The following is a 24,992-nucleotide window of genomic DNA, read 5'->3' on the forward strand; positions in this document are numbered from 1 at the left end:
TCGGTACAAGTTAACCCGGCGGTCACGCTTGCGCGCGAGTCCACGCCAGCAGATCCGCCAGCGGCCAGGTGTTGATCACCCGTTCCGCCGCGACGCCGTTGGCGAGCGCGCGCTCGCAACCGTACCCCTGCCAGTCGAGCTGGCCGGGTGCGTGCGCGTCGGTGTCGATCGAGAAGTGACAACCCATCTCGGCGGCCAGGCGCAGCAATCGCGAAGGCGGATCCAGTCGTTCGGGCCTGCTGTTGATCTCCACGGCGGTGCCGTAGGTGCGGCACGCCTCGAACACCACCTCGGCGTCGAACGTCGACTCCGGCCTGGTGCCGCGTCCCCCCGTGACCAGGCGGCCGGTGCAGTGACCGAGCACGTCGACGTTGGGATCGGCGACCGCGTACGCCATGCGCTTGGTCATGGTCGCGCTGTCGTCGCGCAGACGCGAATGCACGCTGGCCACGACCACGTCCAACCGGGCGAGCAGATCCGCCTGCTGATCGAGGGTGCCGTCGTCGAGGATGTCCACCTCGATGCCGGTGAGGATGCGGAACGGCGCCATCCGGTCGTTGAGCTCGGCCACCACGTCCAGCTGCCTGCGCAACCGGTCGGCGGACAGGCCGTTGGCCACGGTCAGGCGCGGGGAATGGTCGGTCAGGGCGCAGTATTCGTGCCCGAGCGCGGCCGCGACTCGCATCATCTCCTCGATCGGGCTGCCGCCGTCGGACCAGTTCGAGTGGGTGTGCAGATCGCCGCGCAGCAGCTCGCGCAACGGCTTGCCCGGCGCCCCGATCGGCTGCGCGGCCGCCCGCAACTCGCTCAGGTACCGCGGCACCACGCCCGCGTACGCCTGTTCGATGACGGCGGCGGTCTTGGGCCCGATGCCGGCCAGCTCGGTCCAAGTGCCTGCCGCCCGGCGCGCCTCGCGCTCGTCGGCGGACAACTCCGCGACGACGTCGGCGGCGCGCCGGTAGGCCTTCACCCGGTGGGTCTCAGCCCGGGAGCGCTCCAGCCAGAAGCCGATCTCCCGTAGCGCCGCCTCCGGACCGGGCGCCGCGGCGGCGTCCGGCATCCCGCTCGATTCCTGACCGGGCACCGGGTCAGTGCACCCGGCTGTATTTGACGAAGGCCACACCGTCCTCGAACACCGTGCTGGTTATCACCCGGAACTTGGCCGGTTCCGGCAGCCGCGACCCGGCGCCGAACAGCGCACGGCCGCTGCCGAGCACGATCGGGTAGAGCTTGAGGAAGATCTGGTCGATCTCCGGCAGCAGCGCCTGCGCCAGTTCCCCGCCGCCGCACAACCAGATACCCAGCCCGCTCTCCCGCTTGAGTGCGCGAACCTTCGCGATCGGGTTCTCCGAGATCAGCTCCACGGCCGCGTCGGGACTCTCGGGCAGGGTGGTCGAGACCACGAATTGCCGCAGATGCGCGTAGGGAGTGGAGGTGCCGGTGCGGACGCCGAAGTCGTGCGTCTTGCGTCCCATCAGCACCGTGTCGAAGTAGCGATTGCGCTCCTCCAACCCGATCGCCTCGCGCACCTTGGTCGGCAGCGTCTCGGGATACTGCGCGTTGATCGAGGGACCGTGGTCGCCGCCGACCGGGAAGAAGTCGACCGAGCCGTCCTCGGTGGCGATGAAACCGTCGATCGTCGACGCGACGTAATAGGTGAGCTTGCGCATGCTTCCCTTCCTCACGGTCGGCTGACATTCCGAACCGCCCTGAGGAAACGGTAGCTCGCCCGCGCTAACGACGACGAGGCTTCGGCTGGCAGCGCGGGCAGGAGTAGGACGAGCGGTTCATGAACCGCTCGCGGATGATCGGCGCACCACACCGGCGACACGGCTCGTGCTCCCGACCGTATACGGCCAGGGAGCGTTCGAAGTAGCCCGACTGGCCGTTGACGTTCACATAGAGTGCGTCGAACGACGTACCGCCCGCGGCGAGCGCTTCGCCCATCACAGTGCCGACTTCGGCGAGCAACCCGCGCACCGCGGGTCTGGACAGCCCGGAGGCGGTCCGTCCCCCGTGGATCTCGGCCCGCCACAGCGCCTCGTCGGCGTAGATGTTGCCGATGCCGGAGACCACGCCTTGGTCGAGCAGCACGCGCTTGATCTCACTCTGCTTGCCCCGGATGACGGCGACCACGGATTCGACGTCGAAACGCGGATCCAGCGGATCGCGAGCGATGTGCGCGACCGGCTCGGGCACCAGGGTGCCGTCCACCTCGACGAGCGGCGCGAGCGCCCAGCCACCGAAGGTGCGCTGGTCGACGAAGCGCAGCTGGGTGCCGTCGCCGAAAGTGGCGCGGATGTGGGCGTGCTTCTCCAGCGGCGCTTCCGCGGGCTGGACCAGCATCTGACCGCTCATGCCGAGATGCACGACGAGCGCCGCCTCCGGATCGTCGAAGGTGAGCCAGAGGAATTTGCCGCGCCGCTCGGCCGACTCGACCTTCAGGCCGGTCAGCCGTGCGGCGAGATCGGCGGCGCCTTCGAGATGGCGGCGCACCGAGCGGGGATGGGTGATCGCCACCGATTCGATCATCCGGCCGACCACGTGCTCGGCGAGCCCGCGCCGCACGACCTCGACCTCGGGAAGTTCGGGCACGTCAGGTTTCGGCGGTCAGCGCCTCGTAGGCGGCCCCCGCGGCCTTCTGCTCGGCTTCCTTCTTCGACCGTCCGACGCCCTGCCCGTAGGCCCGGCCGCCGATCACCGTGGTGGCGGTGAATTCCTTGTCGTGGTCCGGCCCGGTCGAGGTGATCTCGTAGCTGGGCACGCCGAGACCACGCTCGGCGGTGAGTTCCTGCAGGCTCGTCTTCCAGTCCAGGCCCGCGCCCATCCGCGGTCCGCGCTCGAGCAGCTCGGCGAACAGCCGCAGCACCACGGCGCGAGCCACCTCGATGCCGTGCTCCAGATGCACGGCGCCGAGCAACGACTCCATACCGTCGGCGAGGATGCTCTCCTTGTCCCGGCCGCCGGTGAGCTCCTCGCCCTTGCCGAGCAGCAGGTGGGCACCGAGCCCGCCCGCACCGAGCCCGCGGGCGACCTCCGCCAGCGCGCGCATGTTCACAACGCTCGCGCGCAGTTTGGCCAGCTCACCCTCGGACTTCGAGGGATGCTCGTGATACAGCCGTTCGGTGATGCTCAGCCCGAGCACGGAGTCGCCGAGGAACTCGAGACGCTCGTTCGTCGGCAGACCGCCGTTCTCGTACGCGTACGACCGATGAGTCAGTGCGAGACGCAGCAGATCCGGCTGCACGTCGACGCCCAACGCGGCGAGCAGGCTCGCGTGTTCACCGGACGAGTCGGGTTCGTCGGTCACGTCGCTACGACAGATCGGACGATCAGACCGCCGCCGTGACCTGGCGGCCCTTGTAGGTGCCGCAGGACGGGCAGGCGATGTGCGGCAGGGTCTTCTCGCCGCAGGCGCGGTTCGGGCAGGTGATCAGGGTCGGCGCGGTGGCCTTCCACTGGCTGCGCCGCGACCTGGTGTTGGAACGGGACATCCGGCGCTTGGGAACGGCCACGACTACTTCTCCTCTGTCTTAATTGCTCTGCCGGTTCGGCTGATCGGTCTTGCTCAGTGGTCTCGGTCGGCCGCACCCTCGTCGGGGCTGCCGCTGCCGGGCGATTCGGAGGCGAATCCGGCCAGTCCGGCCCAGCGAGGGTCAAGTATCTCATGCCGGTGGTCGGATCCCGCAATCGCCATCCGTACGCCGCATTCCGGGCACAGTCCCGCGCAATCCGGGGTGCACAGCGGTTGCAGCGGCAACTCCAGCCCGACGGCGTCGATCACCACCGGTTCCAGATCGATGAGGTCGTCGTCCATGCGATAGATCTCGTCGTCCTCGGTGGTCTGCTCGGTGGTGCTGTCCGGATAGGCGAACAGCTCGGTCAGCCGCAGGGTGACCGCGTCGGTGAACGGCTCCAGGCAGCGCGAGCACTCACCTTCGATCGGCGCCTCGACCGTCCCGGTGACCAGCACTCCCTCGGACACCGCCTGCAACTGCAGATCCAATTCCACCTGCGCACCCACCGGAACGCCGATCAGATCCAGACCGATCCGCTCCTCGGTGGTGACGGTACGGCGCAGTTCGCGCATGGTCCCCGGCCTGCGGCCGAGGCTGCGAGTGTCCAGCACGAAAGCGGCGTCCGGCGACCGGCGCTTGGCCGATCGGGGGCGCGACGCGGAACCGGAACCGGCGGACATCACGGACTCACTCACGATCGAGGGGATACGGGCAACCACTCAACAATACGCGATCACGCGGTCCACGCCCAAACGCGGCCCATCGCGCTCGGGGCCGCTACCTGCGGAATTCCGTGGCGTAGTCGGGTGCGCCCGCCCCGCTGCGCAGTTGATGGCGCCCGCGCCCGACCGTGCGCAGCGTGCTGGTCAGCGTCTCCTCGAAATCGGCGAGCCGGGAGTCGACGTAGTGGTCGCATTCCTCGCGCAGGCGATCCGCCTCGGCGTGCGCGGCGTCGATCACCCTGGCCGATTCGGCGTGCGCGGCCCGCACCACCTCGGTCTGCGTGACCAGCCGCTCCTGCTCGGCGAGCCCGTCGGCGACGGAGCGGTCGTAGGCGGCCTTGCCCGCATCGATCATCCGCTCCGACTCGGCCCGCGCCCGGCCGGTCACCGCCTCGTATTCGGCGTTGCCGTCGGCCACCACCCGATCGGCCGCCTCCTGAGCGGAGGCCACCAGGTGATCGGCGTGCGCGCTCGCCTCGGCGACCATCCGGTCGGCATGCGCCTTGGCGTCGGCGAGGATGCGGTCGGCTTCCTCGCGCGCCGCGCCGATGGTGCGCTCGGCCTGCTCGTTCGCCCCGGTCACGGCGGTCTCGGCCGCGGTCCTGGCATCGGAGACGATCTTGTCGCGATGGTCGAGCACGTCCTGTGCGTCGTCGAGTTCGCCGGGCAGCGCGTCGCGGACGTCGTCGAGTAATTCCAGCACGTCGCCGCGCGGCACGATGCAACTGCGGGTCGGGGGGATGCCGCGCGCCTCTTCGACGATGGCGACCAGTTCATCGAGCGCTTCGAAAACGCGATACATGCTCACTACCCTCCTGCGGACTCACGGCGAAATCTCCGCCGACGCCCAGTGTGCCCCTCGTCACGGCTCGTGCCGAGTCCCTTTCCGGTGTGTCGTGTCAGTGTCTCGCACGCCACAAAATCAAGTGGAGACCTCCTCTCCGCTTCGTGTTACATTTTCTTGGAAGGTCGACCAAGATCTTCAGCACCTACCGCGTTCCCTGGATCGCGGACAAGGAAGCCGGAGGTAAGGACAACCCGCCGTCGAATGTTGACAGGCGCCGACACGTCAGCGATTGCCGAATATGCGCTACGAACGGAACCTGCCAAGAGTCGACGGGGGAAGCATGCGAGCACTCTCGCCGTTGTCCCTGCCGAGGGCTTGTGTTCGATCGGAAAGACGATGACCTTACTGGAACTGCCGCGACCCGGAGGAGTGAGCGCCACCAGCTTCTTCGTGCCGTGGGCCGGCCCCTATCCGGCACTGCCGAGGACCTCGGTGGCGACCGGGTTCGGCCGGCTCGCCCGGTACCTGCGCGGCGATCGAGCCTTCGCTCAGTTGATCCGTTTCGCGCTGGTCGGCGGCTCCAGCAATATCGCGTACGTCCTGTTGTTCTTCGCCATGCACGGCGTCGGACCGCTGATCGCCAACGTCGTGGGCTCGATCGTCAGCACCGTGATCGCCAACGAGCTGCACCGTCAGCTCACCTTCCACGCCGCGGAACGGGTCGGCTGGTTCACCGCGCAATGGGAAGGCGGCGGGCTCGCGTTGGTCGGACTCGGCGTCACCACCGCGGGGCTGGCCGCCCTGGGTCTGTGGGCTCCCGGACTCGGGGACACCGCCCAGGCCGTCGCGATCCTGGCGATCACCGCTGTGGTCGGCGGCATGCGCTTCCTGGCCCTGCGCGGCCTGGTGTTCTAGGCTGCCCGCCCGCCTCGCTGCCCGCCTCTCCGAGTATTCAGGCCTTACCAGTGGGGTGGGACGCGAGTCGCGTTCAGGTCTTGCGTCGACAGCCGCTGGAGTTCTGGGCGTTCCCCCGGGGGGTTACCCATGTTCGCGCGTGATCAGTAGTTGCTTTGGCGGACCCGACCGGGTGGTGAACCACCCGGTCGAGTCTGCAGGTATGAAGGCTCCGTGGTTTTCCCGTAGAGGGTCCGTTGTTCGCCACCGCGTCAGCGTTCTGGCGGGTTTTCGATGAAGGCGAGATCACCTGCGGATTCGCGGCCCGGTTGGTCAGTTCTTGCGTTCGGCCAGGCGGTCGAGGAGGCGCTTGTGTACCGAGGGGGGCAGCATGTCGGCGACGTCGCCGCCGTAGGCGGCGACCTCCTTGACCAGTGAGCTGGACAGGAAGCTGAACGACGGGTTGGTGGCTATGAAGAAGGTGTCCACGCCGGAGAGCTTCTTGTTCATCTGCGCCATCTGCAGTTCGTAGCCGAAGTCGCCCGCGTCGCGCAGGCCCTTCACGATGGCGGTGATGCCCTGCTCGCGGGCGAAGTCCACCAGCAGCCCCTGCCACGACTCCACCCGGACGTTGCCCAGGTGCGCGGTCGACTCGCGCAGCATCTCGATGCGCTCGTCGACGGTGAACATGCCCTGCTTGTTCGGGTTGATCATGACGGTGATGACGACCTCGTCGAACTGGGCCGCCGCCCGGGTGAAAACGTCGAGGTGTCCGTAGGTCACGGGGTCGAACGACCCGGGGCACAGTGCTCCTGCCATGAGGCGACGCTAGCAGGACGCACGCGGCCGGGCACGGGTGGCCGCACGCGCGCCTATTCGTCCGGATCGAACTCCGCCAGCTCGATGCGGGTTTCGCCGTACCGGCGCGACTTGGCCGGGACGAAGCCTGCGGGCCAGGCGGTTTCGGGGGAACGCGCCGAACGCTCCAGCACGACCACCGCCCCTGGGCGCAGCCAACCGCGCTCGGCCAGCGCGCTCAGGTCGGCCAGCACCGCGGCGTTGTCCACCGCGTACGGCGGGTCCGAGAAGACCACGTCGAAGCCGCCCGCCCCGCCCAGTTGCAGCACACTGGCCACCGTCGCGACCCGCAATTCGGCGCCGGGCAGCCCGAGGTCGGCGATATTGCCGCGAACAACGGCCGCCGCCTTCCGGTCGGATTCGACGAGCAAAGCGTGCTCGGCGCCGCGCGACAGCGCCTCCAGCCCGAGCGCGCCGGAACCCGCGTACAAGTCGAGGACGCGCGCGCCGGCGAAGTCCAACCGGGCGTCCAACGCGCTGAACAGCGCCTCCCGGACGCGATCGGAGGTCGGGCGGGTGCCGGACGGCGGCACCCGGAGGCGCCGCCCGCCCGCCGCGCCCGCGACGATCCTCGTCATCCGGCGGACGACTCCCGCACCGCCAGTTCGATGAGCAGGTCACCGCCCTCGACCTGCTGCACGGAGCCGATGGCGACGCGGCCGACGATGCCCGCGCGTGGCGCGGTGATCGCGGCTTCCATCTTCATGGCCTCGATGGTGCCGATGGTGTCGCCCGCCGCGACCGAATCGCCTTCGGACACCGCGAGAGTGACGACACCGGCGAACGGCGCCGCGACGTGGCCGGGGTTGGCCTTGTCGGCTTTCTCCGCCGCGGGGATCTCGCTGGCGATCGACCGGTCACGCACCGAGACCGGCCGCAGCTGCCCGTTCAAGATGCACATCACCGTGCGCATACCGCGCTCGTCGGGCTCGGAGATCGCTTCGAGGCCGATGAGCAGGGTTACGCCCTTCTCCAACTGCACCCGGTGTTCCTCGCCGCGGCGCAGCCCGTAGAAGAACTGGTTGGCCGACAACCCGGAGGTATCGCCGTACTTCTCCCGGTGGGCGAGGAATTCGGCGGTGGGGCCGGGGAACAGCAACCGGTTCAACGTCGCCCGACGCTCCTCGGAGCTGCCGGACAGGCCCTTCTCGTCCGCGGGCGTCAACGGTGTCTCGGGCTTGGCCGCGCCGCGCCCGGCCAGAGCCTTGGTGCGGAACGGTTCGGGCCAGCCGCCGGCGGGTGTGCCGAGTTCCCCGCGCAGGAAACCGATCACCGAATCCGGGATGTCGTAGCGGCCCGGGTCGGAGGCGAAATCCTCGACCTCGACACCGGTGCCGACCAACGCCAGCGCCAGGTCACCGACGACCTTCGAGGACGGGGTGACCTTTACCAAGCGGCCGAGCAGCCGGTCGGCGGCGGCGTACTTCGCCTCCACCTCCTCGAACCTGTCACCCAACCCGAGCGCGATGGCCTGCTGACGCAGGTTCGACAACTGCCCGCCGGGGATCTCGTGGGTGTAGACGCGACCGGTGGGTGCGGGCAGCCCGGACTCGAAGGGGGCGTACACCTTCCGCAGCGCCTCCCAGTACGGTTCCAGGTCGCACACGTTCTGCAGGTTCAACCCGGTGTCGTACTCGCTGTGCGCCGCCGCGGCGACGATCGCCGAGAGCGCGGGCTGGCTGGTGGTGCCCGCCATCGCGGCGCTCGCCCCGTCCACGGCGTCGGCGCCGGCCTGCCACGCGGCCAGATAAGTGGCCAGCTGCCCGCCCGGGGTGTCGTGGGTGTGCACGTGCACCGGCAGATCGAAATTGCTGCGCAACGCGGTGACCAGTGTGGTCGCGGCCGGGGCGCGCAGCAGACCCGCCATGTCCTTGATCGCGAGCACGTGCGCGCCCGCGTCGACGATCTGCTCGGCCAGCTTCAGGTAGTAGTCCAGGGTGTAGAGCGACTCGTCCGGATTCGACAGATCCCCGGTGTAGCTGATCGCGACCTCCGCGATCGCGGTACCGGTCTCGCGGACCGCATCGATGGCCGGACGCATCTGGTCGACATTGTTGAGCGCGTCGAAGATACGGAAGATGTCGATACCCGTGGCGGTCGCCTCCGAGACGAACGCGCGGGTCACCGCCTCCGGATACGGGGTGTAGCCGACGGTGTTGCGGCCGCGCAGCAGCATCTGCAGGCAGATGTTCGGGATCGCCTCGCGCAACGCCGCCAGCCGCTCCCACGGGTCCTCGTACAGGAACCGCAGCCCCACGTCGTAGGTCGCTCCGCCCCACGCCTCGATCGACAGCAACTCCGGAGTCAATCGCGCCACATGCCCCGCCACGCCCAGCAGACCGTTGGTGCGCACCCGGGTGGCCAGCAGCGATTGGTGCGCGTCGCGGAAGGTGGTGTCGGTGACGCCGACCGCCTTCTGCTCACGCAACGCCCGCGCGAAACCCTCCGGACCCAGCCGCAGCAGCCGCTGCCGCGAGCCGTCCGGCGGCGGCACGCTCAGATCGATCGCGGGCAACTTGTCGTGCGGGTACACCGTGGTCGGCCGATCGCCGTGCGGCTTGTTCACCGTGACGTCGGCCAGGTAGTCGAGGATCTTGGTGCCGCGGTCAGCGGACCGGCGCAGGGTCAGCAGCTGCGGACGCTCGTCGATGAACGAGGTGGTGACCCGGCCCGCCTTGAAGTCCGGATCGTCCAGCACCGCCAGCAGGAAGGGAATGTTCGTGGCGACGCCGCGAATCCGGAACTCCGCCAGCGCCCGGCTCGCCCGCGCCACCGCCGTACCGAAGTCACGGCCCCGGCAGGTGAGCTTGACCAGCATGGAGTCGAAGTAGGCGCCGATCTCGGCGCCCAGGTTCGCGCCGCCATCGAGGCGGATGCCCGCGCCGCCGGGTGTGCGGTAGGCGGTGATCCGGCCGGTGTCGGGACGGAATCCGTTGGCCGGGTCCTCGGTGGTGATCCGGCATTGCAAAGCCGCGCCCCGGATGGTCACGGCGTCCTGGCTGAGACCCAGTTGCTCGAGCGTCTCCCCCGCCGCGATGCGCAGCTGCGACTGCACCAGGTCCACGTCGGTGATCTCCTCGGTCACCGTGTGCTCCACCTGGATGCGCGGGTTCATCTCGATGAAGACGTGGTTGCCGCGCTCGTCGAGCAGGAACTCCACGGTGCCCGCGCACGAGTAGCCGATCTGCCGGGCGAAGGCGACCGCGTCGGCGCAGATCCGTTCCCGCAGTGCGGGGTCCAGATTGGGTGCCGGTGCCAGCTCGATCACCTTCTGGTGGCGGCGCTGCACCGAGCAGTCCCGCTCGAACAGGTGCATCACGTTCCCGTGCTGATCAGCGAGGATCTGCACCTCGATGTGGCGGGGGTTCACCACCGCCTGTTCCAGGAACACCGTCGGGTCGCCGAAGGCCGACTCCGCCTCCCTGGAGGCCGCCTCGATCGACTCGCGCAGCTGTTCGGGCGCGGCGACCCGGCGCATCCCGCGCCCTCCGCCGCCGGCCACCGCCTTCACGAAGATGGGGTATTCCAGCTCCCGTGCCGCGGCCAGCAACTCCTCCACGTCCGACGACGGTGCGCTCGAACGCAACACCGGCAGCCCGGCAGCCTTGGCCGCCGCGATCGCCCGCGCCTTGTTACCCGCCAGTTCGAGCACCTCGGCCGACGGTCCGATGAAGGTGATGCCCTCGCGGGCGCATGCCGCCGCCAGATCCGGGTTCTCCGACAAGAACCCGTACCCCGGGTAGATCGCGTCCGCGCCCGCCGACTTGGCCGCCTCGATGATCGCCTCGATCGACAGGTAGGCCCGCACCGGATGACCGGGCTCGCCGATCTGGTACGACTCCGCCGCCTTCAACCGATGGACCGAATTACGGTCCTCGTAGGGAAACACGGCGACCGTCCCGATGCCGAGTTCGTAGGCCGCACGGAAGGCGCGGATGGCGATCTCGCCACGGTTGGCAACCAAGACTTTCGAGAACATTGACCCAAGGTACCCGGCCGCGTGAACCGCACCGACATGGAATCCCCCTTCGCAAACCTTTTCACAAGACCGACTAGCACGGTTGCGAAGTTGCGTTCACAGCCCCGACACATGAGCGGTGCGGCAGCAACCGGTGTGCTGTCCCGAGGCCGGGTTCGGTTCGGGTCCGGCGGCGGAGGCCGCCCAGCAGCCGTCCCGGTGGTCGATCCCGGCATCGAGCCGCGCTCCCCTGGCACGAGTTCGCGCCCTCGGACCAGGCGAACCACGCATACGACGAGTTCGGAAAGGTGAATCCCGGGTGACCCGGCGGTCTGGTAGCCGGTCGAGAGCAGATCCGGGTCCGCATGGGCGGCCCGGCCGATAGCCGGAACGGAAGCAGGTGCCGAATCGGTACGCGATGAGCGGTGCGGGCAAATGCCGGTGTGCGATCCCTCGCCGTGTGCTCGCTCGGCCGCGTCCTATGCTGAGTGGGCAGCTGGTTCACCGCAGCACGACGAGATGGAGCCCCGACGTCGCGCCACGGAGTCGAGCCCGCCCGTGCGGCGACGTCACGGCGGGTGAGAGGGAACCCGGTGGGAATCCGGGACTGTCCCGCAGCGGTATGCAGGAACGACCGCCGTCACCAGGCACTGAGTTCAGCGATCCGGAAGGTTCGGCGACTTGGGAAGCGACGGCCAGTAGGTCGGCCATCGGGAGCACTCCGGCGTATGTCGGCCCGCACGGCCGGTGCCCGCGAGTCCGAAGACCTGCCAGCCGTGCCGGGTACGCCGTACCCGGCGGCCACCGCCTCGTGGACTGGGCGTGCGGATCACCAGCTGACGTGTCGGGCTCCGCCGGGAACATCACCGGCATGTCACCGGGTTCTCCGCCTGCCCGTATGGCGATGGCTTTCGTCCTCAGCAATGGAGAAACATCGTGACTGTTGCACAGCAAAAGCCGTTTACCGCTACGGTTCTCGGGCTTCCACGAGTGGGGCCGCGGCGCGAACTGAAGCGGGCCACCGAAGCCTATTGGGCGGGCAAGATCGACGCCGACCAGTTGCACGCCGTGGCGCGCGACCTCCGGCACGCCCAATTTGCCGAATTACGGGCCGCGGGCCTGGACTCCGTTCCGATCGGCACGTTCTCCTACTACGACCAGATGCTCGACACCGCCGAGTTGCTGGGCGCGCTGCCGCCCCGGGTCGCCGGGATCGCGGACCCGCTGGAACGGTATTTCGCCGCCGCGCGCGGCACCGACACGGTCGAGCCCTTGGAGATGACCAAGTGGTTCGACACCAACTACCACTACCTGGTGCCGGAAATCGAGCCGGAGACCGCCTTCTCGCTGCACCCGGAGAAGCTGCTCGCGGAACTGCGGGAAGCACTGGAGCTCGGGGTGCCCGCGCGGCCGGTGGTGATCGGGCCGATCACCTTCCTCAAACTGGCGAAGGCGACCGGCGGCTCGGCGCTCGCCCGGCTGATCGAGCTGCTGCCGCTGTATCGGGAACTGCTGCGCAGGCTCGCCGTCGCCGGTGCCGGATGGGTGCAGATCGACGAGCCGGTGCTGGTCACCGACCTCACGGCGGAGGAAATCGACCTGGTGCAGGTCACCTACGAGGAACTCGCCGACGCCGCCGAGCGCCCGGCGATCCTCGTCGCGACCTACTTCGGGCGACCGGATGCGGCGCTGACGGCGCTGGCGAGCACCGGAATAGAGGGGGTCGCCCTCGATTTCACGGCCGGCGCCGACGTCGCCGCGGTGGCCGCCGTGCCCGCGCTGACCGGCAAACTGCTCGTCGCGGGGATCGTCGACGGCCGCAATGTGTGGCGCACCGATCTGGACCGCGCCATGGCCACCCTCGGCACGTTGCTGGGATCCGCTGCGCACGTGGCGGTTTCGAGTTCCTGCTCGCTGCTGCACGTGCCGTACACGCTGGCCGCGGAAACCGGGTTGGACGAGCGGCTGCGGTCCTGGCTGGCGTTCGGTGCGGAGAAGGTGGCCGAGGTGCGCCTGCTCGCCACCGGGCTGAGCCAGGGCACGGAGGGGATCGCCGCCGAGTTGGCCGAGGTGCGGGCGGCGCTGGCGTCGCGGTGGTCGGATCCGCGGCTGAACGATCCGCGCGTGCGAGCCGCGCTCGCCGCGCTCGGGCCCGAGGCCGACCGCCGCGCGCCCGCCGAACAACGCCGGGAACTGCAACGGGATCGTCTGCGGTTGCCCGCGCTGCCGACCACGACGATCGGTTCCTACCCGCAGACCTCGGCCATCCGGCTGGCGCGCGCCGCGCTGCGCAAGGGCGAGATCGATCGGGCGGAGTACGTACGCCGGATGCGGGCCGAGATCGCGGATGTCATCGCGCTCCAGGAGGAGCTGGGGTTGGACGTGCTGGTGCACGGCGAGCCGGAACGCAACGACATGGTGCAGTACTTCGCCGAGCAACTCGACGGGTTCGCGGCGACCGAGCAAGGTTGGGTGCAGTCCTATGGGACGCGCTGCGTGCGGCCGCCGATCCTGTTCGGGGACGTCGCGCGGCGGGAGCCGATGACCGTCGAGTGGATCGGCTACGCGCAGTCGCTCACCGACAAGCCGGTGAAGGGCATGCTGACCGGCCCGGTGACCATTCTGGCGTGGTCGTTCGTCCGCGACGACCAGCCGTTGGGCGAGTCCGCCCGCCAGGTGGCGCTGGCGATCCGGGAGGAGACCGTGGATCTGGAGTCGGCGGGCATCAGGATCATCCAGGTCGACGAGCCCGCCTTGCGGGAACTGCTTCCGCTGCGCGCGGCCGATCAGCCCGGGTATCTGGAATGGTCGGTGCGGTCGTTCCGGCTCGCGACCTCCGGGGTGTCCGACGCGACGCAGATCCACACGCATTTGTGCTACTCGGAGTTCGGCGAGGTGATCGACGCGATCGCCGGACTGGACGCCGATGTCACGTCCATAGAGGCGGCGCGCTCACACATGGAGGTGCTCGACGACCTCAACGCGGCGGGATTCGACCTCGGCGTCGGCCCCGGCGTGTACGACATCCACTCTCCACGGGTGCCCAGCGTTGACGAGATCACCACATCGCTGCGCGCGGCATTGAAAGCCGTTCCGGCCGAGCGTCTTTGGGTTAATCCCGACTGCGGATTGAAGACCAGGGGACGCACCGAGGTGGAAGCCTCGCTCCGCAACATGGTCGCGGCAGCGTCGGCCGTGCGGTAACCCCACCCCCAGATCGCCGATCCGGTGCCCCCTTCACCTGCTGAAGGGGGCACCGGATCAACTACGGCCTCAGCCGGATTCGGGTTCCGGCCGAGGCGGCTGCCGCCGCCGTAGGGTGTACCGGTCACACGGTTCTTCCCGCCGCGTGACCGGCAACTCCCGCGCCCGCGCCCGCATCCCTCGCCGCCACGCCGTATGACACCCGGAACAACGCTCCATCGGCTACCCCTCCTCACTAGTCGACTACGACACCGTCTTTCCCCTCTTGCCTACTTTCGACGCACCGATGGCCGGTTCGGTTCCATACGATACGAAAGTTCACTTCTTAGATCCGAATGTCCTTGCGCCCATGTAGCTTTCATTCCGACACAGCAGCACGAAGCGCTCGTCCTCTCCACACTCGCACACGCGGACGGACCGGAGGCCGATCGTGTGTTCGAGGCACTTCTAGCCGGATTGCAGAGCACGGATGACGAGCGGGCGAAAATGTACTATGACCTTGTTGTCGCGGCCCTGTCGAAGACGGCCCGGCATCGACTGGAGGAACTCATGACGTCGACCTTCAAGTACGAGTACCAGAGCGACTTCGCCCGCAAGTACGTCGCGCAAGGCCGCGACGAAGGACGGACCGAAGAAGCGGTGCGGGCCCTTCTCCTTGTGCTGGAAGCGCGCGGGATCGTCGTCGGGCAGAAGACGCGAGCCGAGATCACCGGGTGCACCGATCTCGACCGGCTCGAATCCTGGACGCGCAAGGCCGCCACAGCCGAATCCGAGAACGATCTGTTCGGCTGAGGCCCTTACAGTCCGAAGGCGCGGTTGATGGCGACCATGTCGAAGTAGTCACGCCACGTGGTGATGGCGCCGTCGGCGACTTCGAAGAAACCCATGACCGGGAGCGGAGTCTCGCGCCCGGCGGAGCGGAGGGTGTCGGTGCGCTCGTTCATCACCACGTTGCCGGAGGCGATCTGGTGGTGGATGTCGAAATCGATGGCGTCGAAGGTGGTCAGGAAACCCGCGATGAAGTCGCGAATGGCGGCGCGGCCGACGATGGGCTCCATCGGGATGTTGTGGTAGACGGCGTCCTCGGCGAAGTACGCGCTGATCCGATGCGGATCAGGGTCGGACCAGCTTCGGCACATCGCACGCACGAGCTCGTCGGGATCGGGCATTCGTCTGCTCACTTCCTGGGGCCGGGGCGGGGATTGGAACCCCTCGATTCAACCAAGCAATTGCTCGGCAGGGAAGGGCGTCAGCGACTTCCGGGTCGGTTTCGTTCCAGCCCGCGGGCAACGGCGAATTTCACGCGTTCACAACGACACGGTGGCAAACCTCTCTTCGCACGCTACACAGATCGATTACATTGCTGGACACCTCGCAAAAGCACATCTTTGTGGGTAATAGCGCGCGTTATTGCGATGATTGCGAATAATCACAGCTACCATCGTGCACGTGCGCAAGATGTATGCGGGCGCCCGGCTTCGGCGGTTGCGTGAAGAGCGGAGAATGACTCAGGCGGCTCTGGCGAAATCGCTGGATCTGTCGCCGAGCTACCTCAATCAGCTCGAGCGCGACCAGCGCCCACTCACCATTCCCGTACTGCTGAAATTGAATTCCACCTTCGACCTGGACGTCCAGTTCTTCGCCGCCGATTCCGACGCGCGGCTCGTATCGGATCTACACGAAGTGCTGGTCGACGCCGCGGGCGGACACGCAGCGCCGCTGACCGAGGTGGAGGAGCTGGCGACCCGCCAACCGGAAGTCGCCAGGATCGTCGTCGCCATGCATCGCCGCCTACGCGCCGCCACCGATCAGCTCGACCTGCTGTCCGCGCGGGTGTCCGCGCCCGCGGGCGCGCCCGGAGTGCCCATGCCGTACGAGGACGTACGCGACTTCTTCTACGACCACCACAATCACATTCCGCAACTCGACATCGCCGCCGAGCAACTGTTCGAGAATTCCGGGCTGACCATCGGCTCGCTCGATCGCCAGCTCGCCCGCATCGCCGAGGAACGCGCCGGCGTCACCGTTCTGGTGCGCGGCGACGGCGCCGACCCCACCGTCCCCAAACGCCACTACGACACCGAGACCCGCACGCTCACGCTCGCTCGCCGATTGCGGCCGGGCCAGCGCGCCTTTCAGATCGCCACCACGCTCGGCCTCCTCCTGTACGGGGCCGAGCTGGATGCCGTGCTGGCCGAGAGCCCGTCGCTCAGCGGCGAATCCCGCACGCTGGCGCGGATCGGGCTGGCCAATTACTTCGCGGGCGCGCTGGTGCTGCCCTACAGCCGGTTCCTGCGCTCGGCCGAGGAACTCCGCTACGACATCGACCTGCTCGGCCTGCGTTTCGAGGTCGGGTTCGAGACCGTCTGCCATCGGCTCAGCACCCTGCAACGGCAGGGCCAGCGTGGCGTTCCGTTCTTCTTCGTCCGCACCGACCGGGCGGGCAACATCTCCAAACGTCAGTCCGCGACCGCTTTCCACTTCTCCCGGGTCGGTGGCAGTTGTCCGCTCTGGGTGGTGCACGAGGCCTTCTCCCATCCCGGCCGGATCCTGACCCAAGTGGCCGAGATGCCCGACGGCCGCCGGTATCTATGGATCGCGCGCACCGCGGCGATCGCCCCACACGGGTTCGGCACCGCGGCGAAGAACTTCGCCGTCGGCCTCGGCTGCGATATCGAATACGCCGACCGCTTGGTGTACTCGGCCGGGTTGCAGCTGGACGACCCGGCGGCCTCGGTCCCGATCGGCGCGGGCTGCAAAGTGTGCGAGCGTCCCGCGTGTCCGCAGCGCGCCTTCCCGCACATAGGCAGCCCGTTGGCGGTCGCCGAACACACCAGCACCGACCTGCCCTACCCGCGGCTCGGGCGCTGACGACTTCCCTTCCGGCGAGCTCGTGCGGGTCGGCCCGGCGCGGATCGCCCGGAGCCGCTGCGTCGATCTCGAGCACGACCACCGTGAACGGCGCGCCCGTCGAGGAGATCAGTGCGGCCGGGTCACCGTTCAGCACCGATCTTTCGGCCGCCACTGTGCGCGAACGGCGACGTGGCCGCCGCACGTGCGCGCCCGGAGTCCGACGTGTCCCGTCCACACCGCCGGTGCGCTCAAGACTTGGCCAGATACTCCAGCCGCTCGGAGTCCACCGCCGCGTGCATCATCCCCGCCAGCCCGGGATGCCCGCGCAGCCCCGGGTCGGACGCCACCACCGCGCGGGCGAACTCCTGCGCCGCGGTGATCACCTCGAGATCGTCCAGCAGTGACAGCAGGCGCAGCGAGCGGGCGGTGCCGGATTGGGCGGCGCCCAGCACGTCGCCCTCGCGCCGGGTCCGCAGGTCGAGCACCGCGAGTTCGAAGCCGTCGGTGGTGGCGGCGACCGCGTCCAGACGCGCCATGGCCGACCCGCCCGGCGCGGCATCCGTGATCAGCAGGCACAAACCGGGGTGCTCGCCCCGCCCGATCCGGCCGCGCAGCTGATGCAATTGGCTGACGCCGAACCGGTCGGCGTCGACGATCACCATCACCGTCGCGTTGGGCACGTCCACGCCGACCTCGACGACGGTGGTGCACACTAGAACGTCCACCGATCCGTCGTTGAACGCCCGCATCACCTGGTCTTTTTCGTCGGCGGGCAGTCTGCCGTGCAGCAAGCCGACCCGCACGCCGGACAGCGGGCCCGCGCGCAGCGTCTCGAACACGTCCAGCACGGCCTGGGTGGTCGGGCCGTCCTTCTCGCCGTCGCCGTTCTTCGCCCGCCCGTTGCGGGATTTGCCCGCGGCCTCCTCGTCGTCGCCGATGCGCGAACACACCACGTACGCCTGGCGCCCGGCGGCGACCTCCTCCACGATCCGCTCCCAGGCGCGATCCACCCAGTTCGGGTGCTGCCTGCGCGGCACCACCCTGGAGACGATCGGCGAGCGGCCTCTCGGCAGTTCGGTCAGCGTGGAGGTCTCCAGATCGCCGAGCGTGGTCATGGCGATGGTGCGCGGGATCGGGGTCGCGGTCATCACCAGCAGATGCGGACTGGCGCCCGCTTTCGCCTTGGCGCGCAAGGCATCCCGCTGCTCGACACCGAAGCGATGCTGCTCGTCGACCACCACCATGCCGAGGTCGAAGAACTCGACGTTGTCCTGGATCAGCGCGTGCGTGCCGATCACGATGCCGGCCTCACCGGTCACCGCTTCCAGCAACGCCGCCTTCTTGGCCGACGCCGACATCGACCCGGTCACCAGCACCACTCGGGTGGCGTGGTCGGCCGCGCCCAGCTCGCCCGCGGCGCCCAGGTCACCGAGCATGCCGCGCAGCGACCGATAGTGCTGCGCGGCGAGCACCTCCGTCGGGGCGAGCAGCGCGCACTGCAGTCCCGCGTCCACCACCTGCAACATGGCGTGCAGGGCGACGATCGTCTTGCCGGAGCCCACCTCGCCTTGCAGCAACCGGTGCATCGGCTGTTCACGGGCCAGGTCGGCGGAGATCTCCGCGACGACCTGCTGCTGCCCCGCGGTGAGTTCGAACGGAAGTCGCTGCTCGAACGCCGCGGCGATACCGTCCGGCCGCGGAGCACAAGCGCGCGCCCTGCGCCCGGACACCTCGTGCCTGCGCTCGGCCAAGACCAATTGCAAGGCCAGCGCCTCGTCGAAACGCAGCCGGTCCTTGGCTCGATCGATGTCGTCCTTGCGTTCGGGCAGGTGGATCAGGCGCAGCGCGTCGGACAGGTTCGGCAGCGCGCGTTCGGCGCGCACGTCTTCCGGTACGGGATCGTCGAGGGGATCGAGCTGGTCGAGCACCTGACGCACGCAGGCGAGCACGTCCCAGCTCTGTACCTTCGCGGTCGCCGGGTAGACCGGGATGAACTCGCGTTCCATGAACGAGGTGTCCACTCCCCCAGCGCCTTTCGCGCTCTCCGCGAGGCCGCGCAGGTCTCCGCCGCCGCGCACCCTGGTCAGCGCGCCGACCGAATCGTCATCGCCCTCGGTTTCCGGCAGGATCAAGTAGCCGGGATGGCTGAGGTTCCACTGGCCGGGACGCCAGTAGTTCACCGTGCCCGACATCATCGCGCGCAGCCCTTCGCGGACCACGTACTTCACCTTGTCGCCGTTGAAGAAGGTGACGTCCACGCCGCGACCGGAGCCGGTGTCGAGCACCACCTTCAGCAGGGAACCGCGGCGGTTGCGCATCGGCCGCAGCTCGGCCTTCGTGATCCGGCCGATGACGGTGATGTGCGAACCGTCTTCCGGCGCTTCCTCGGTGAGCGGCTGCCCCTGCGTCGCGTATCGCAGGGGGTAGTGCCGCAGCAGATCCTCGACGGTCCGCATGTCGAAAGCGTCCGCGAGCGAGTCCGCTGCCTTCGCGCCGAGGATGTGGTCGAGCCGATCACTCAGTGCCGCCATGCCTACTCCACTCCGATCTGCACCGAATCGCCCTGCTGCCCACCGGAATACACGATCACCTCGACGCCGGGAAAATTCTGCGCGATATGCGTCGCCAGTTCGTCGCCGAGGCCCGCCGGCGCCGCCGCGCCCATCAGCAGGGTGACCAGCTCGCCGCCGAAGGCGAGCAGCCGGTCCAGCAGCGTCCGCCCGGCGGCGCGCACATCGCGCTCGATCACGACGACGTCGTGCCCGGCCAGACCGAGCCCATCGCCCGGTTCGCAAGTGCCGACCATGGTGAGCGCGCGCTCGGTCGCCGCGCGCAGCGATCCCCAGCGCGTGGTGGCGGCCGCCTCGGACATGGCGAAGGCGTCGTCCACCGCGATCCGCCCGCGGTCGTGCACGGCCAAGGCCGCCAGTCCTTGCACCATCGACGCGCTCGGCAACAGCAGCACGTCCCGGTGGGCGTCACGCGCGGCGACACCGACGGCGACCAATTCGTGCGCAGGCAGCGCGCCGTTGGGCAGCACCAGTACCTCTCGGTTCGGCATATGCCGGATCGCGGCCAGCAGAGTGGCCGCGGTGACGGGCTCGCCTGCCAGCACCACCGCGCCCGCGTCCTCGAACAGCGTCGCCGCGCCCGCACCCGCGACCACCGCCAGAATCCCGCGATCGGCCGGAGCTACGCTCGCGCCGAGCGCACCGGCCACCACCTGGGTCGAATCGGCGGGCGGAACCGATCCCGCGATGCCTTCGCCTCGGGCAGGCCCGGTCCGGGACGCATCGCCATCGGACAGTTCGCCGGGGTTCGCGCGCGTGGCGCGATCAGCCGCGCCGAGGCCGCTCGACACGTCGAATATGTCCGCGTGCGAAGCGAAAGCGACGTTCTCGACGCGGATCCGGCTGAGCATGCCCGCCGCGATGCCCGCTTCCACCGCCGCACCCGCATCGGCGCAGTGCACGTGCGCCGACCAGGATCCGCTTCCGTCGCCGACGACGACGACCGAGTCGCCGAGTTCGCCGAGACGGGCGCGCAACGCGGCCACTTTCCGCTCGTCGGAGTCGGCCAGCAAATACATCACCTCGTACTGCGGTTCGGCCTCGCCGGCGGGCGCCGAACGGTCGGCCGCCGCGGGCCGCGGGTACTCCGGCCGCGTCGGCGCCTCGCCTCGGGTCACGGCGACCAAGCTGTCCAGCAGCACGACCAACCCTCGGGCTCCCGCGTCGACGACACCGGCCCGACGCAGCACGCCCAATTGGAACGGGGTGTCGCCGAGCGCTTTGGCCGCGCCGTCGGCCGCCGCGAGTGCCACATCCGCCAATTCCTGGTCGGGGCATGCCGCGGCCGCCGCGGTCGCGCAGTCCAGCACGGTGAGGATCGTCCCTTCGATCGGCACGCTCAGTGCCTCACGGACCAGTTCGGAGGCCCTGGCCAGCGCGGCGCGCAGGCTGTCGGCCGTGAACGGACCGCCGTGCACCGTGTCCGCGACGCCGCGCAGTACCTGCGACAGGATGATCCCGGAATTGCCGCGGGCGCCGACCGTCGCGCCGTGCGCCATCGCGACGGCGACGGCACGGGCGGCGCTCCCGTCCGCGCGCGCGACGGCCTCCCCCGCCTCCACCGCGGCACGCATCGTGGCCAGCAGATTGGTGCCGGTATCCGCGTCCGGGACAGGGAACACATTGAGCGCGTTGATCTCCTCGCGCCGATGCTCCAGGCCGGCGAGACAGGTACGGCCCCAGCGCAGCAATGCCGTGCCGTCCATCACGTCTCGCGCTCCGGACACCGTCACCTCACTCCCTTCCGCCACCTGCGCACCACCACCGCCCGCCAGGTTAGCGGGCGGTCCCGACAGGCGACCGGTAAGACCGCGTCATTAGAATGGATATGCCCGGCGACCGATCCGGCACTCGTTCACGGGGACCGGTTTGGTGGATCGAAGGCAGCACAGCTACCCTTGCAGGGTTGCCTCGCGCGGCCGTCACCGGTCTGCGCTGGTCGGCTCTCCGCTGACAGGGCACTCGACATTGCACGAGGATGCGCCGCACCGCGAAAGCGGCGGTCCCCACCATTGACATGAAGGAGTTCGCGACTATGGCTGCCGTCTGCGACGTCTGCGCCAAGGGCCCCGGCTTCGGGAAGTCGGTCTCGCACTCGCACCGGCGCACCAACCGTCGTTGGAACCCGAACATCCAGACCGTTCGCGCGCAGGTCGCCCCGGGCAACACCCGCCGGATGAACGTGTGCACCTCTTGCCTGAAGGCGGGCAAGGTCGCCCGCGGCTGATCCGCCCTCGGGCTGACCGGCATCGTCGGTACACGCCCCGGCACCCGTATCGGGTGGTCCGGGGCGTTGTCATGAGTGCGGGCCGCGCATGGCCGCTGTGACCGAGCATCCGTGGCGGGTCCAGCCGCTGACCGCCGAGTACGTCTACAGCCTCGCCGAATGCCACATCGCCTGCTGGCGCGAGGCGTACCGGGGGCTGGTGCCCGCGCACGTGCTCGACGCCTTCGATATCGGACGACGGGCCGAGCAGTGGGAGCGCGACCGGCTGCGCTATCCGGGCCGCACGCACGTCGCGATCGTCGATGACGTGGTGATCGGATTCTCCAGCGCGGGCCCGCCCGACTACCCGGACGCGGTGACCCCGATCGAACTGCACGCGCTCTACGTGCGCTCCTCCTGGCACGGCAGCGGGGTCGCCGACGACCTGATCCGCGCCGCGCTCGAGCCGGCCGCTCCGTGCTCGCTGTGGGTGTTCGAGCAGAATGCGCGTGCCAAGGCGTTCTACCGGCGGCATGGGTTCGTGCTCGACGGCACGCGCAAGGTCGAACCGTTCACCGCCGCGATCGAGGTGCGCATGGTGCGCACGCCGACGATGCACGCCGAGTCGGTGTCGGACGACGGCCCCTAGAGGTAACCTCGCCCTCGCTCCGGTTGCCGTGCGGACTACCGAGGGACTGCGTCCGGCCGCGCCCGTTAAGGTGCAGATCATGACCACCAGCGAGCAAACCGGCTACGTGACGACCGTCGACGGCGTCCTCCAGATCACCATCGCCACCTCCGTCAACGGCACGTCCATGGACTTCGCGGGGATCAACGCGGGCACCGCCGCACTGGGTTCGCTGGGGTCCGAGGTGGGCGCGGTGCTGCTGCGCGGCACCGGCGCGAACTTCTGCGCTGGCGGCGACGTGCGCGGCTTCGCCGCGGCGCAGGACCGCTCCGCGCACATCCGCGGTCTGGCCACCGATCTGCACGATTTCGTCCGCGCGCTGGACGCGACCACGGTGCCGGTGGTCGCGGCGGTGCAGGGCTGGGCTGCGGGCGCGGGCATGAGCCTGGTCTGCCTGGCCGACATAGCCCTCGGCGGGCCCGGCACCAAACTGCGCCCGGCCTATCCCGGCATCGGACTGAGCCCCGACGGGGGCATGTCCTGGACGCTGCCGCGCATCGTGGGGCAGGGGCGGGCGCGCGAAATCCTGCTCACCGACGCCGTCCTCGACGCCGACGAGGCAGTGCGCCTCGGCGTGCTGAGCAGGCTGGTCCCCGACGGCGAGATCGCCGAGGAGGCGCAGCGCCTCGCACGCACTCTGGCCACCGGACCGCGTTCTACCCACGCGAGCATCAAGTCGCTGTTGCGGCAGTCGGGCACCGCGACGCTGAGCGATCAACTCGACAGCGAGCGCGACGGTATCGCCGCTGCCGCGGGCTCCGCCGCCGGACGCGAGGGCGTCGACGCGTTCGTCGCGAAACGCAAACCCGACTACGCCGGACTCGCCTGAATCACTCCCGGGTGGAGAGCACGAATTTCGCCACCGCGTCGGTGAACGAGTCGTTGTCGTCACCGGCCGCGGTGTGCGCCGCGCCGCCGATCTCGACCAGCTGGGCGTGCGGCACCAGCCGCTGGAACGCTTCGGCTCCTTCGGCGCTGACCACGTCCGAGCGCATGCCGCGCACCAGCAGCACCGGGATGCGCAGCGCCCGCGCCGCGTCCTCCATCGGCTCGATCATCGCGGACGGGTCCTCGACCCGATCACTGAGCATGTCCGGATCCCAGTGCCAGTACCAGCGGCCGTCGCGCTCACGCAGATTGCGCAGCAGTCCCTCGGGGCTCTTCGGCCGCGGGCGGTGCGGCAGGTATTCGGCGACCGCGTCGGCGGCCTGTTCGAGGCTGTCGAAACCGTCGCGATGCTTGCCGAGGAAGTCGATCACCCGGGCGACGCCTTCCGGCTCGGGCCGGGTCACGATGTCGACGAGCACCAAGGCGCTGATCGCATCCCCGCCGGGCCGCGCGGTGGCGAGCAGACCGGTGATTCCCCCCATGCTGGCCCCGACGACCACCGCGGGCTCGCCCAGCTGTTCGAGCACGAGCAGCAGGTCGTCCACCATGGTCTGGCGCCGATAGTCGCGATCCGGCGCCCACTCGCTGTCGCCGTGGCCGCGGGCGTCCACCGTGACCACCTGCATTCCCGACGCGCCGAGCCGGGCGCCGGTCTTCTTCCACGAATGGCGGGTTTGCCCGCCACCGTGCAGGAAGACGACGAGCGGGCCGTCGACCGGTCCGAACTGATCGGCGGCCAGCTCGATTCCGCCCGAACCGCGCAGCCGCAGCCGGGACGGTTCGAGAAGATAGTTCGCATTACTCACGATCCGTAGGATCGCACAAACGCCGGGACGCGCTGGCGCGAACCCGGCGTTTCGAGTGTTCAGCAGGCGAGGTTGCCCGCGAAGAACAGGCACGCGATCTTGGCGTTGAACGACGCGGAGATGGTGGAGGAACCGCTGGAGGTGTATTCCTCGGCGACCGGGGCCGTGGTGGTCTCCGTGGCCGGCTCGAGCCGCAGCGGCGCCGCGCTCGCGACGGCGGCGCCACTGCTCAGAGCGGCGCAGAAGGCCAGGGTCGCGGTGGTACCGCGCAGCGCGCCCCGGACGGTGTTGTTGTGCATGGAACAGCTCCTCACTCGTTAACTCGGTCGATCACACACAGACGCCCAACTCAGGGCAGGCGCCAGTCAACCGGTTCGGCCCCCAGTTCGTCGAGCAGTTCGTTCACTCGCGAGAAGGGGCGGGAACCGAAGAACCCGCGGGACGCCGACAGCGGCGACGGATGCGCGGACTCGATGTAGGGCACCTCGGACTCGGTCAGCAACGGCTCGAGCGTCGCCGCGTCGCGGCCCCACAGGATCGCGACCAACGGCTCGTCCCTGGCGACCAAGGCGCGGATCGCCTGCTCGGTGACCGCCTCCCACCCCTTGCCGCGGTGCGAGGCAGGCTTGCCGGGCGACACGGTGAGCACTCGGTTCAACATCAGCACACCCTGGTCCGACCACGGGCTCAGATCGCCACAGGACGGCGTCGGGTGACCGAGATCCTTGCTGTATTCGGCGAAGATATTGGCCAGGCTGCGCGGGATCGGCGAAACATCCGGCGCCACGGAGAAACTCAGCCCCATCGGGTGACCGGGCGTCGGATACGGATCCTGGCCGACGACCAGCACGCGCACCGCGTCGAACGGACGCTGGAAGGCCCGCAGCACGTTGTCACCGGACGGTAGGTAGCCACGGCCTTCCGCGTTCTCGGCACGAAGGAAATCGCCCATGGCGGTAATCCGATCCGCCACCGGCTCGAGTGCCTTCGCCCATCCCGGATCCATGATTTCCGACAGTGGTTTCGCGCCCATGACCGCA

Annotated in this window: 23 protein-coding genes and 1 riboswitch; of the genes, 7 read left to right on the plus strand and 16 right to left on the minus strand. The window is 69.1% G+C overall.

Features of this window, described 5'->3' with window-relative positions; genetic code table 11:
• Positions 1-22: 22 nt before the first annotated feature.
• From ACIA5H_RS15950 to ACIA5H_RS15980, 7 genes are all read right to left on the minus strand, one after another.
• Positions 23-1,060: a PHP domain-containing protein gene (locus tag ACIA5H_RS15950; protein WP_355070980.1), complete on the minus strand. Its 1,038-nt coding sequence runs from the start codon at positions 1,058-1,060 to the stop codon at positions 23-25.
• 28 nt (positions 1,061-1,088) lie between these two features.
• On the minus strand, positions 1,089-1,670 hold the full coding sequence (locus tag ACIA5H_RS15955; protein ID WP_379251503.1) for a dihydrofolate reductase family protein: 582 nt from the start codon (positions 1,668-1,670) through the stop codon (positions 1,089-1,091).
• 64 nt (positions 1,671-1,734) lie between these two features.
• Positions 1,735-2,595, minus strand: a complete 861-nt coding sequence (gene mutM, locus ACIA5H_RS15960; RefSeq protein ID WP_397076621.1) for a bifunctional DNA-formamidopyrimidine glycosylase/DNA-(apurinic or apyrimidinic site) lyase — start codon at positions 2,593-2,595, stop codon at positions 1,735-1,737.
• A gap of 1 nt (position 2,596) precedes the next feature.
• Complete coding sequence (gene rnc, locus ACIA5H_RS15965; RefSeq protein ID WP_379251505.1) at positions 2,597-3,310, minus strand: ribonuclease III; 714 nt, start codon at positions 3,308-3,310, stop codon at positions 2,597-2,599.
• Between the two features lie 22 nt (positions 3,311-3,332).
• A complete protein-coding gene (gene rpmF, locus ACIA5H_RS15970) occupies positions 3,333-3,515 on the minus strand; it encodes a 50S ribosomal protein L32 (protein WP_014987105.1) in 183 nt (60 codons plus the stop codon).
• Positions 3,516-3,568: 53 nt separating this feature from the next.
• On the minus strand, positions 3,569-4,198 hold the full coding sequence (locus ACIA5H_RS15975; protein WP_356962423.1) for a DUF177 domain-containing protein: 630 nt from the start codon (positions 4,196-4,198) through the stop codon (positions 3,569-3,571).
• Positions 4,199-4,295: 97 nt separating this feature from the next.
• Positions 4,296-5,042 carry a DivIVA domain-containing protein gene (locus ACIA5H_RS15980; RefSeq protein WP_356962422.1) on the minus strand — a complete coding sequence of 249 codons (747 nt, stop codon included), beginning with the start codon at positions 5,040-5,042 and terminating at the stop codon, positions 4,296-4,298.
• A 381-nt stretch (positions 5,043-5,423) separates the two neighbouring features.
• Here ACIA5H_RS15980 and ACIA5H_RS15985 point away from each other — a divergent pair, with 381 nt between their 5' ends.
• On the plus strand, positions 5,424-5,942 hold the full coding sequence (locus ACIA5H_RS15985; RefSeq protein WP_379251507.1) for a GtrA family protein: 519 nt from the start codon (positions 5,424-5,426) through the stop codon (positions 5,940-5,942).
• 312 nt (positions 5,943-6,254) lie between these two features.
• Here the strand turns inward: ACIA5H_RS15985 and coaD are convergent, their stop codons facing one another.
• From coaD to ACIA5H_RS16000, 3 genes are read right to left on the minus strand one after another with little or no spacing between them, the layout of a single operon-like run.
• Positions 6,255-6,740 carry a pantetheine-phosphate adenylyltransferase gene (coaD, locus tag ACIA5H_RS15990; protein WP_355069832.1) on the minus strand — a complete coding sequence of 162 codons (486 nt, stop codon included), beginning with the start codon at positions 6,738-6,740 and terminating at the stop codon, positions 6,255-6,257.
• A 53-nt stretch (positions 6,741-6,793) separates the two neighbouring features.
• Positions 6,794-7,357, minus strand: a complete 564-nt coding sequence (gene rsmD / locus ACIA5H_RS15995) for a 16S rRNA (guanine(966)-N(2))-methyltransferase RsmD (RefSeq protein WP_397076622.1) — start codon at positions 7,355-7,357, stop codon at positions 6,794-6,796.
• Complete coding sequence (locus ACIA5H_RS16000; RefSeq protein ID WP_379251509.1) at positions 7,354-10,758, minus strand: pyruvate carboxylase; 3,405 nt, start codon at positions 10,756-10,758, stop codon at positions 7,354-7,356. The genes rsmD and ACIA5H_RS16000 overlap by 4 nt, the downstream gene beginning before the upstream one ends.
• 560 nt (positions 10,759-11,318) lie before the next feature.
• Positions 11,319-11,506: riboswitch (cobalamin riboswitch) on the plus strand.
• Between the two features lie 164 nt (positions 11,507-11,670).
• Here ACIA5H_RS16000 and metE point away from each other — a divergent pair.
• Together metE and ACIA5H_RS16010 are read left to right on the plus strand one after the other, a co-directional pair.
• Positions 11,671-13,941: a 5-methyltetrahydropteroyltriglutamate--homocysteine S-methyltransferase gene (metE, locus tag ACIA5H_RS16005; RefSeq protein ID WP_397076697.1), complete on the plus strand. Its 2,271-nt coding sequence runs from the start codon at positions 11,671-11,673 to the stop codon at positions 13,939-13,941.
• A gap of 549 nt (positions 13,942-14,490) precedes the next feature.
• The gene (locus ACIA5H_RS16010; RefSeq protein WP_397076623.1) at positions 14,491-14,733 is read left to right on the plus strand and encodes a hypothetical protein; all 243 of its coding nucleotides are present in this window, start codon (positions 14,491-14,493) and stop codon (positions 14,731-14,733) included.
• 5 nt (positions 14,734-14,738) lie between these two features.
• Here the strand turns inward: ACIA5H_RS16010 and ACIA5H_RS16015 are convergent, their stop codons facing one another.
• Positions 14,739-15,110 (minus strand): nuclear transport factor 2 family protein, encoded by a 372-nt coding sequence (locus ACIA5H_RS16015; RefSeq protein ID WP_397076624.1) that lies wholly within the window; start codon positions 15,108-15,110, stop codon positions 14,739-14,741.
• A 280-nt stretch (positions 15,111-15,390) separates the two neighbouring features.
• Between ACIA5H_RS16015 and ACIA5H_RS16020 the strand changes: the two genes are divergently transcribed.
• Positions 15,391-16,812 (plus strand): short-chain fatty acyl-CoA regulator family protein, encoded by a 1,422-nt coding sequence (locus ACIA5H_RS16020; protein WP_379251512.1) that lies wholly within the window; start codon positions 15,391-15,393, stop codon positions 16,810-16,812.
• Between the two features lie 230 nt (positions 16,813-17,042).
• On the opposite strand, the gene recG is transcribed toward ACIA5H_RS16020, so the two are convergent.
• Both recG and ACIA5H_RS16030 read right to left on the minus strand, forming a co-directional pair.
• Positions 17,043-19,325: an ATP-dependent DNA helicase RecG gene (gene recG / locus ACIA5H_RS16025; RefSeq protein WP_397076625.1), complete on the minus strand. Its 2,283-nt coding sequence runs from the start codon at positions 19,323-19,325 to the stop codon at positions 17,043-17,045.
• A 2-nt stretch (positions 19,326-19,327) separates the two neighbouring features.
• Positions 19,328-21,070 carry a DAK2 domain-containing protein gene (locus tag ACIA5H_RS16030; protein ID WP_397076698.1) on the minus strand — a complete coding sequence of 581 codons (1,743 nt, stop codon included), beginning with the start codon at positions 21,068-21,070 and terminating at the stop codon, positions 19,328-19,330.
• Between the two features lie 329 nt (positions 21,071-21,399).
• On the opposite strand from ACIA5H_RS16030, the gene rpmB reads away from it, so the two are divergent.
• From rpmB to ACIA5H_RS16045, 3 genes are all read left to right on the plus strand, one after another.
• Positions 21,400-21,591 (plus strand): 50S ribosomal protein L28, encoded by a 192-nt coding sequence (gene rpmB / locus ACIA5H_RS16035; RefSeq protein ID WP_039799620.1) that lies wholly within the window; start codon positions 21,400-21,402, stop codon positions 21,589-21,591.
• Positions 21,592-21,679: 88 nt separating this feature from the next.
• Positions 21,680-22,219, plus strand: a complete 540-nt coding sequence (locus ACIA5H_RS16040; RefSeq protein ID WP_397076626.1) for a GNAT family N-acetyltransferase — start codon at positions 21,680-21,682, stop codon at positions 22,217-22,219.
• Positions 22,220-22,298: 79 nt separating this feature from the next.
• Positions 22,299-23,087 (plus strand): enoyl-CoA hydratase/isomerase family protein, encoded by a 789-nt coding sequence (locus ACIA5H_RS16045; RefSeq protein ID WP_397076627.1) that lies wholly within the window; start codon positions 22,299-22,301, stop codon positions 23,085-23,087.
• Position 23,088: 1 nt separating this feature from the next.
• On the opposite strand, the gene ACIA5H_RS16050 is transcribed toward ACIA5H_RS16045, so the two are convergent.
• From ACIA5H_RS16050 to ACIA5H_RS16060, 3 genes are read right to left on the minus strand one after another with little or no spacing between them, the layout of a single operon-like run.
• Positions 23,089-23,952, minus strand: a complete 864-nt coding sequence (locus ACIA5H_RS16050) for an alpha/beta fold hydrolase (RefSeq protein ID WP_397076628.1) — start codon at positions 23,950-23,952, stop codon at positions 23,089-23,091.
• A gap of 59 nt (positions 23,953-24,011) precedes the next feature.
• Positions 24,012-24,251 (minus strand): hypothetical protein, encoded by a 240-nt coding sequence (locus ACIA5H_RS16055; RefSeq protein WP_355069814.1) that lies wholly within the window; start codon positions 24,249-24,251, stop codon positions 24,012-24,014.
• A gap of 50 nt (positions 24,252-24,301) precedes the next feature.
• The gene (locus ACIA5H_RS16060) at positions 24,302-24,985 is read right to left on the minus strand and encodes a uracil-DNA glycosylase (protein WP_397076629.1); all 684 of its coding nucleotides are present in this window, start codon (positions 24,983-24,985) and stop codon (positions 24,302-24,304) included.
• Positions 24,986-24,992 lie beyond the last annotated feature (7 nt).

Origin of the sequence: Nocardia sp. NPDC051900 (assembly GCF_044452545.1) — a bacterium.
GTDB lineage: Bacteria > Actinomycetota > Actinomycetes > Mycobacteriales > Mycobacteriaceae > Nocardia > Nocardia sichangensis.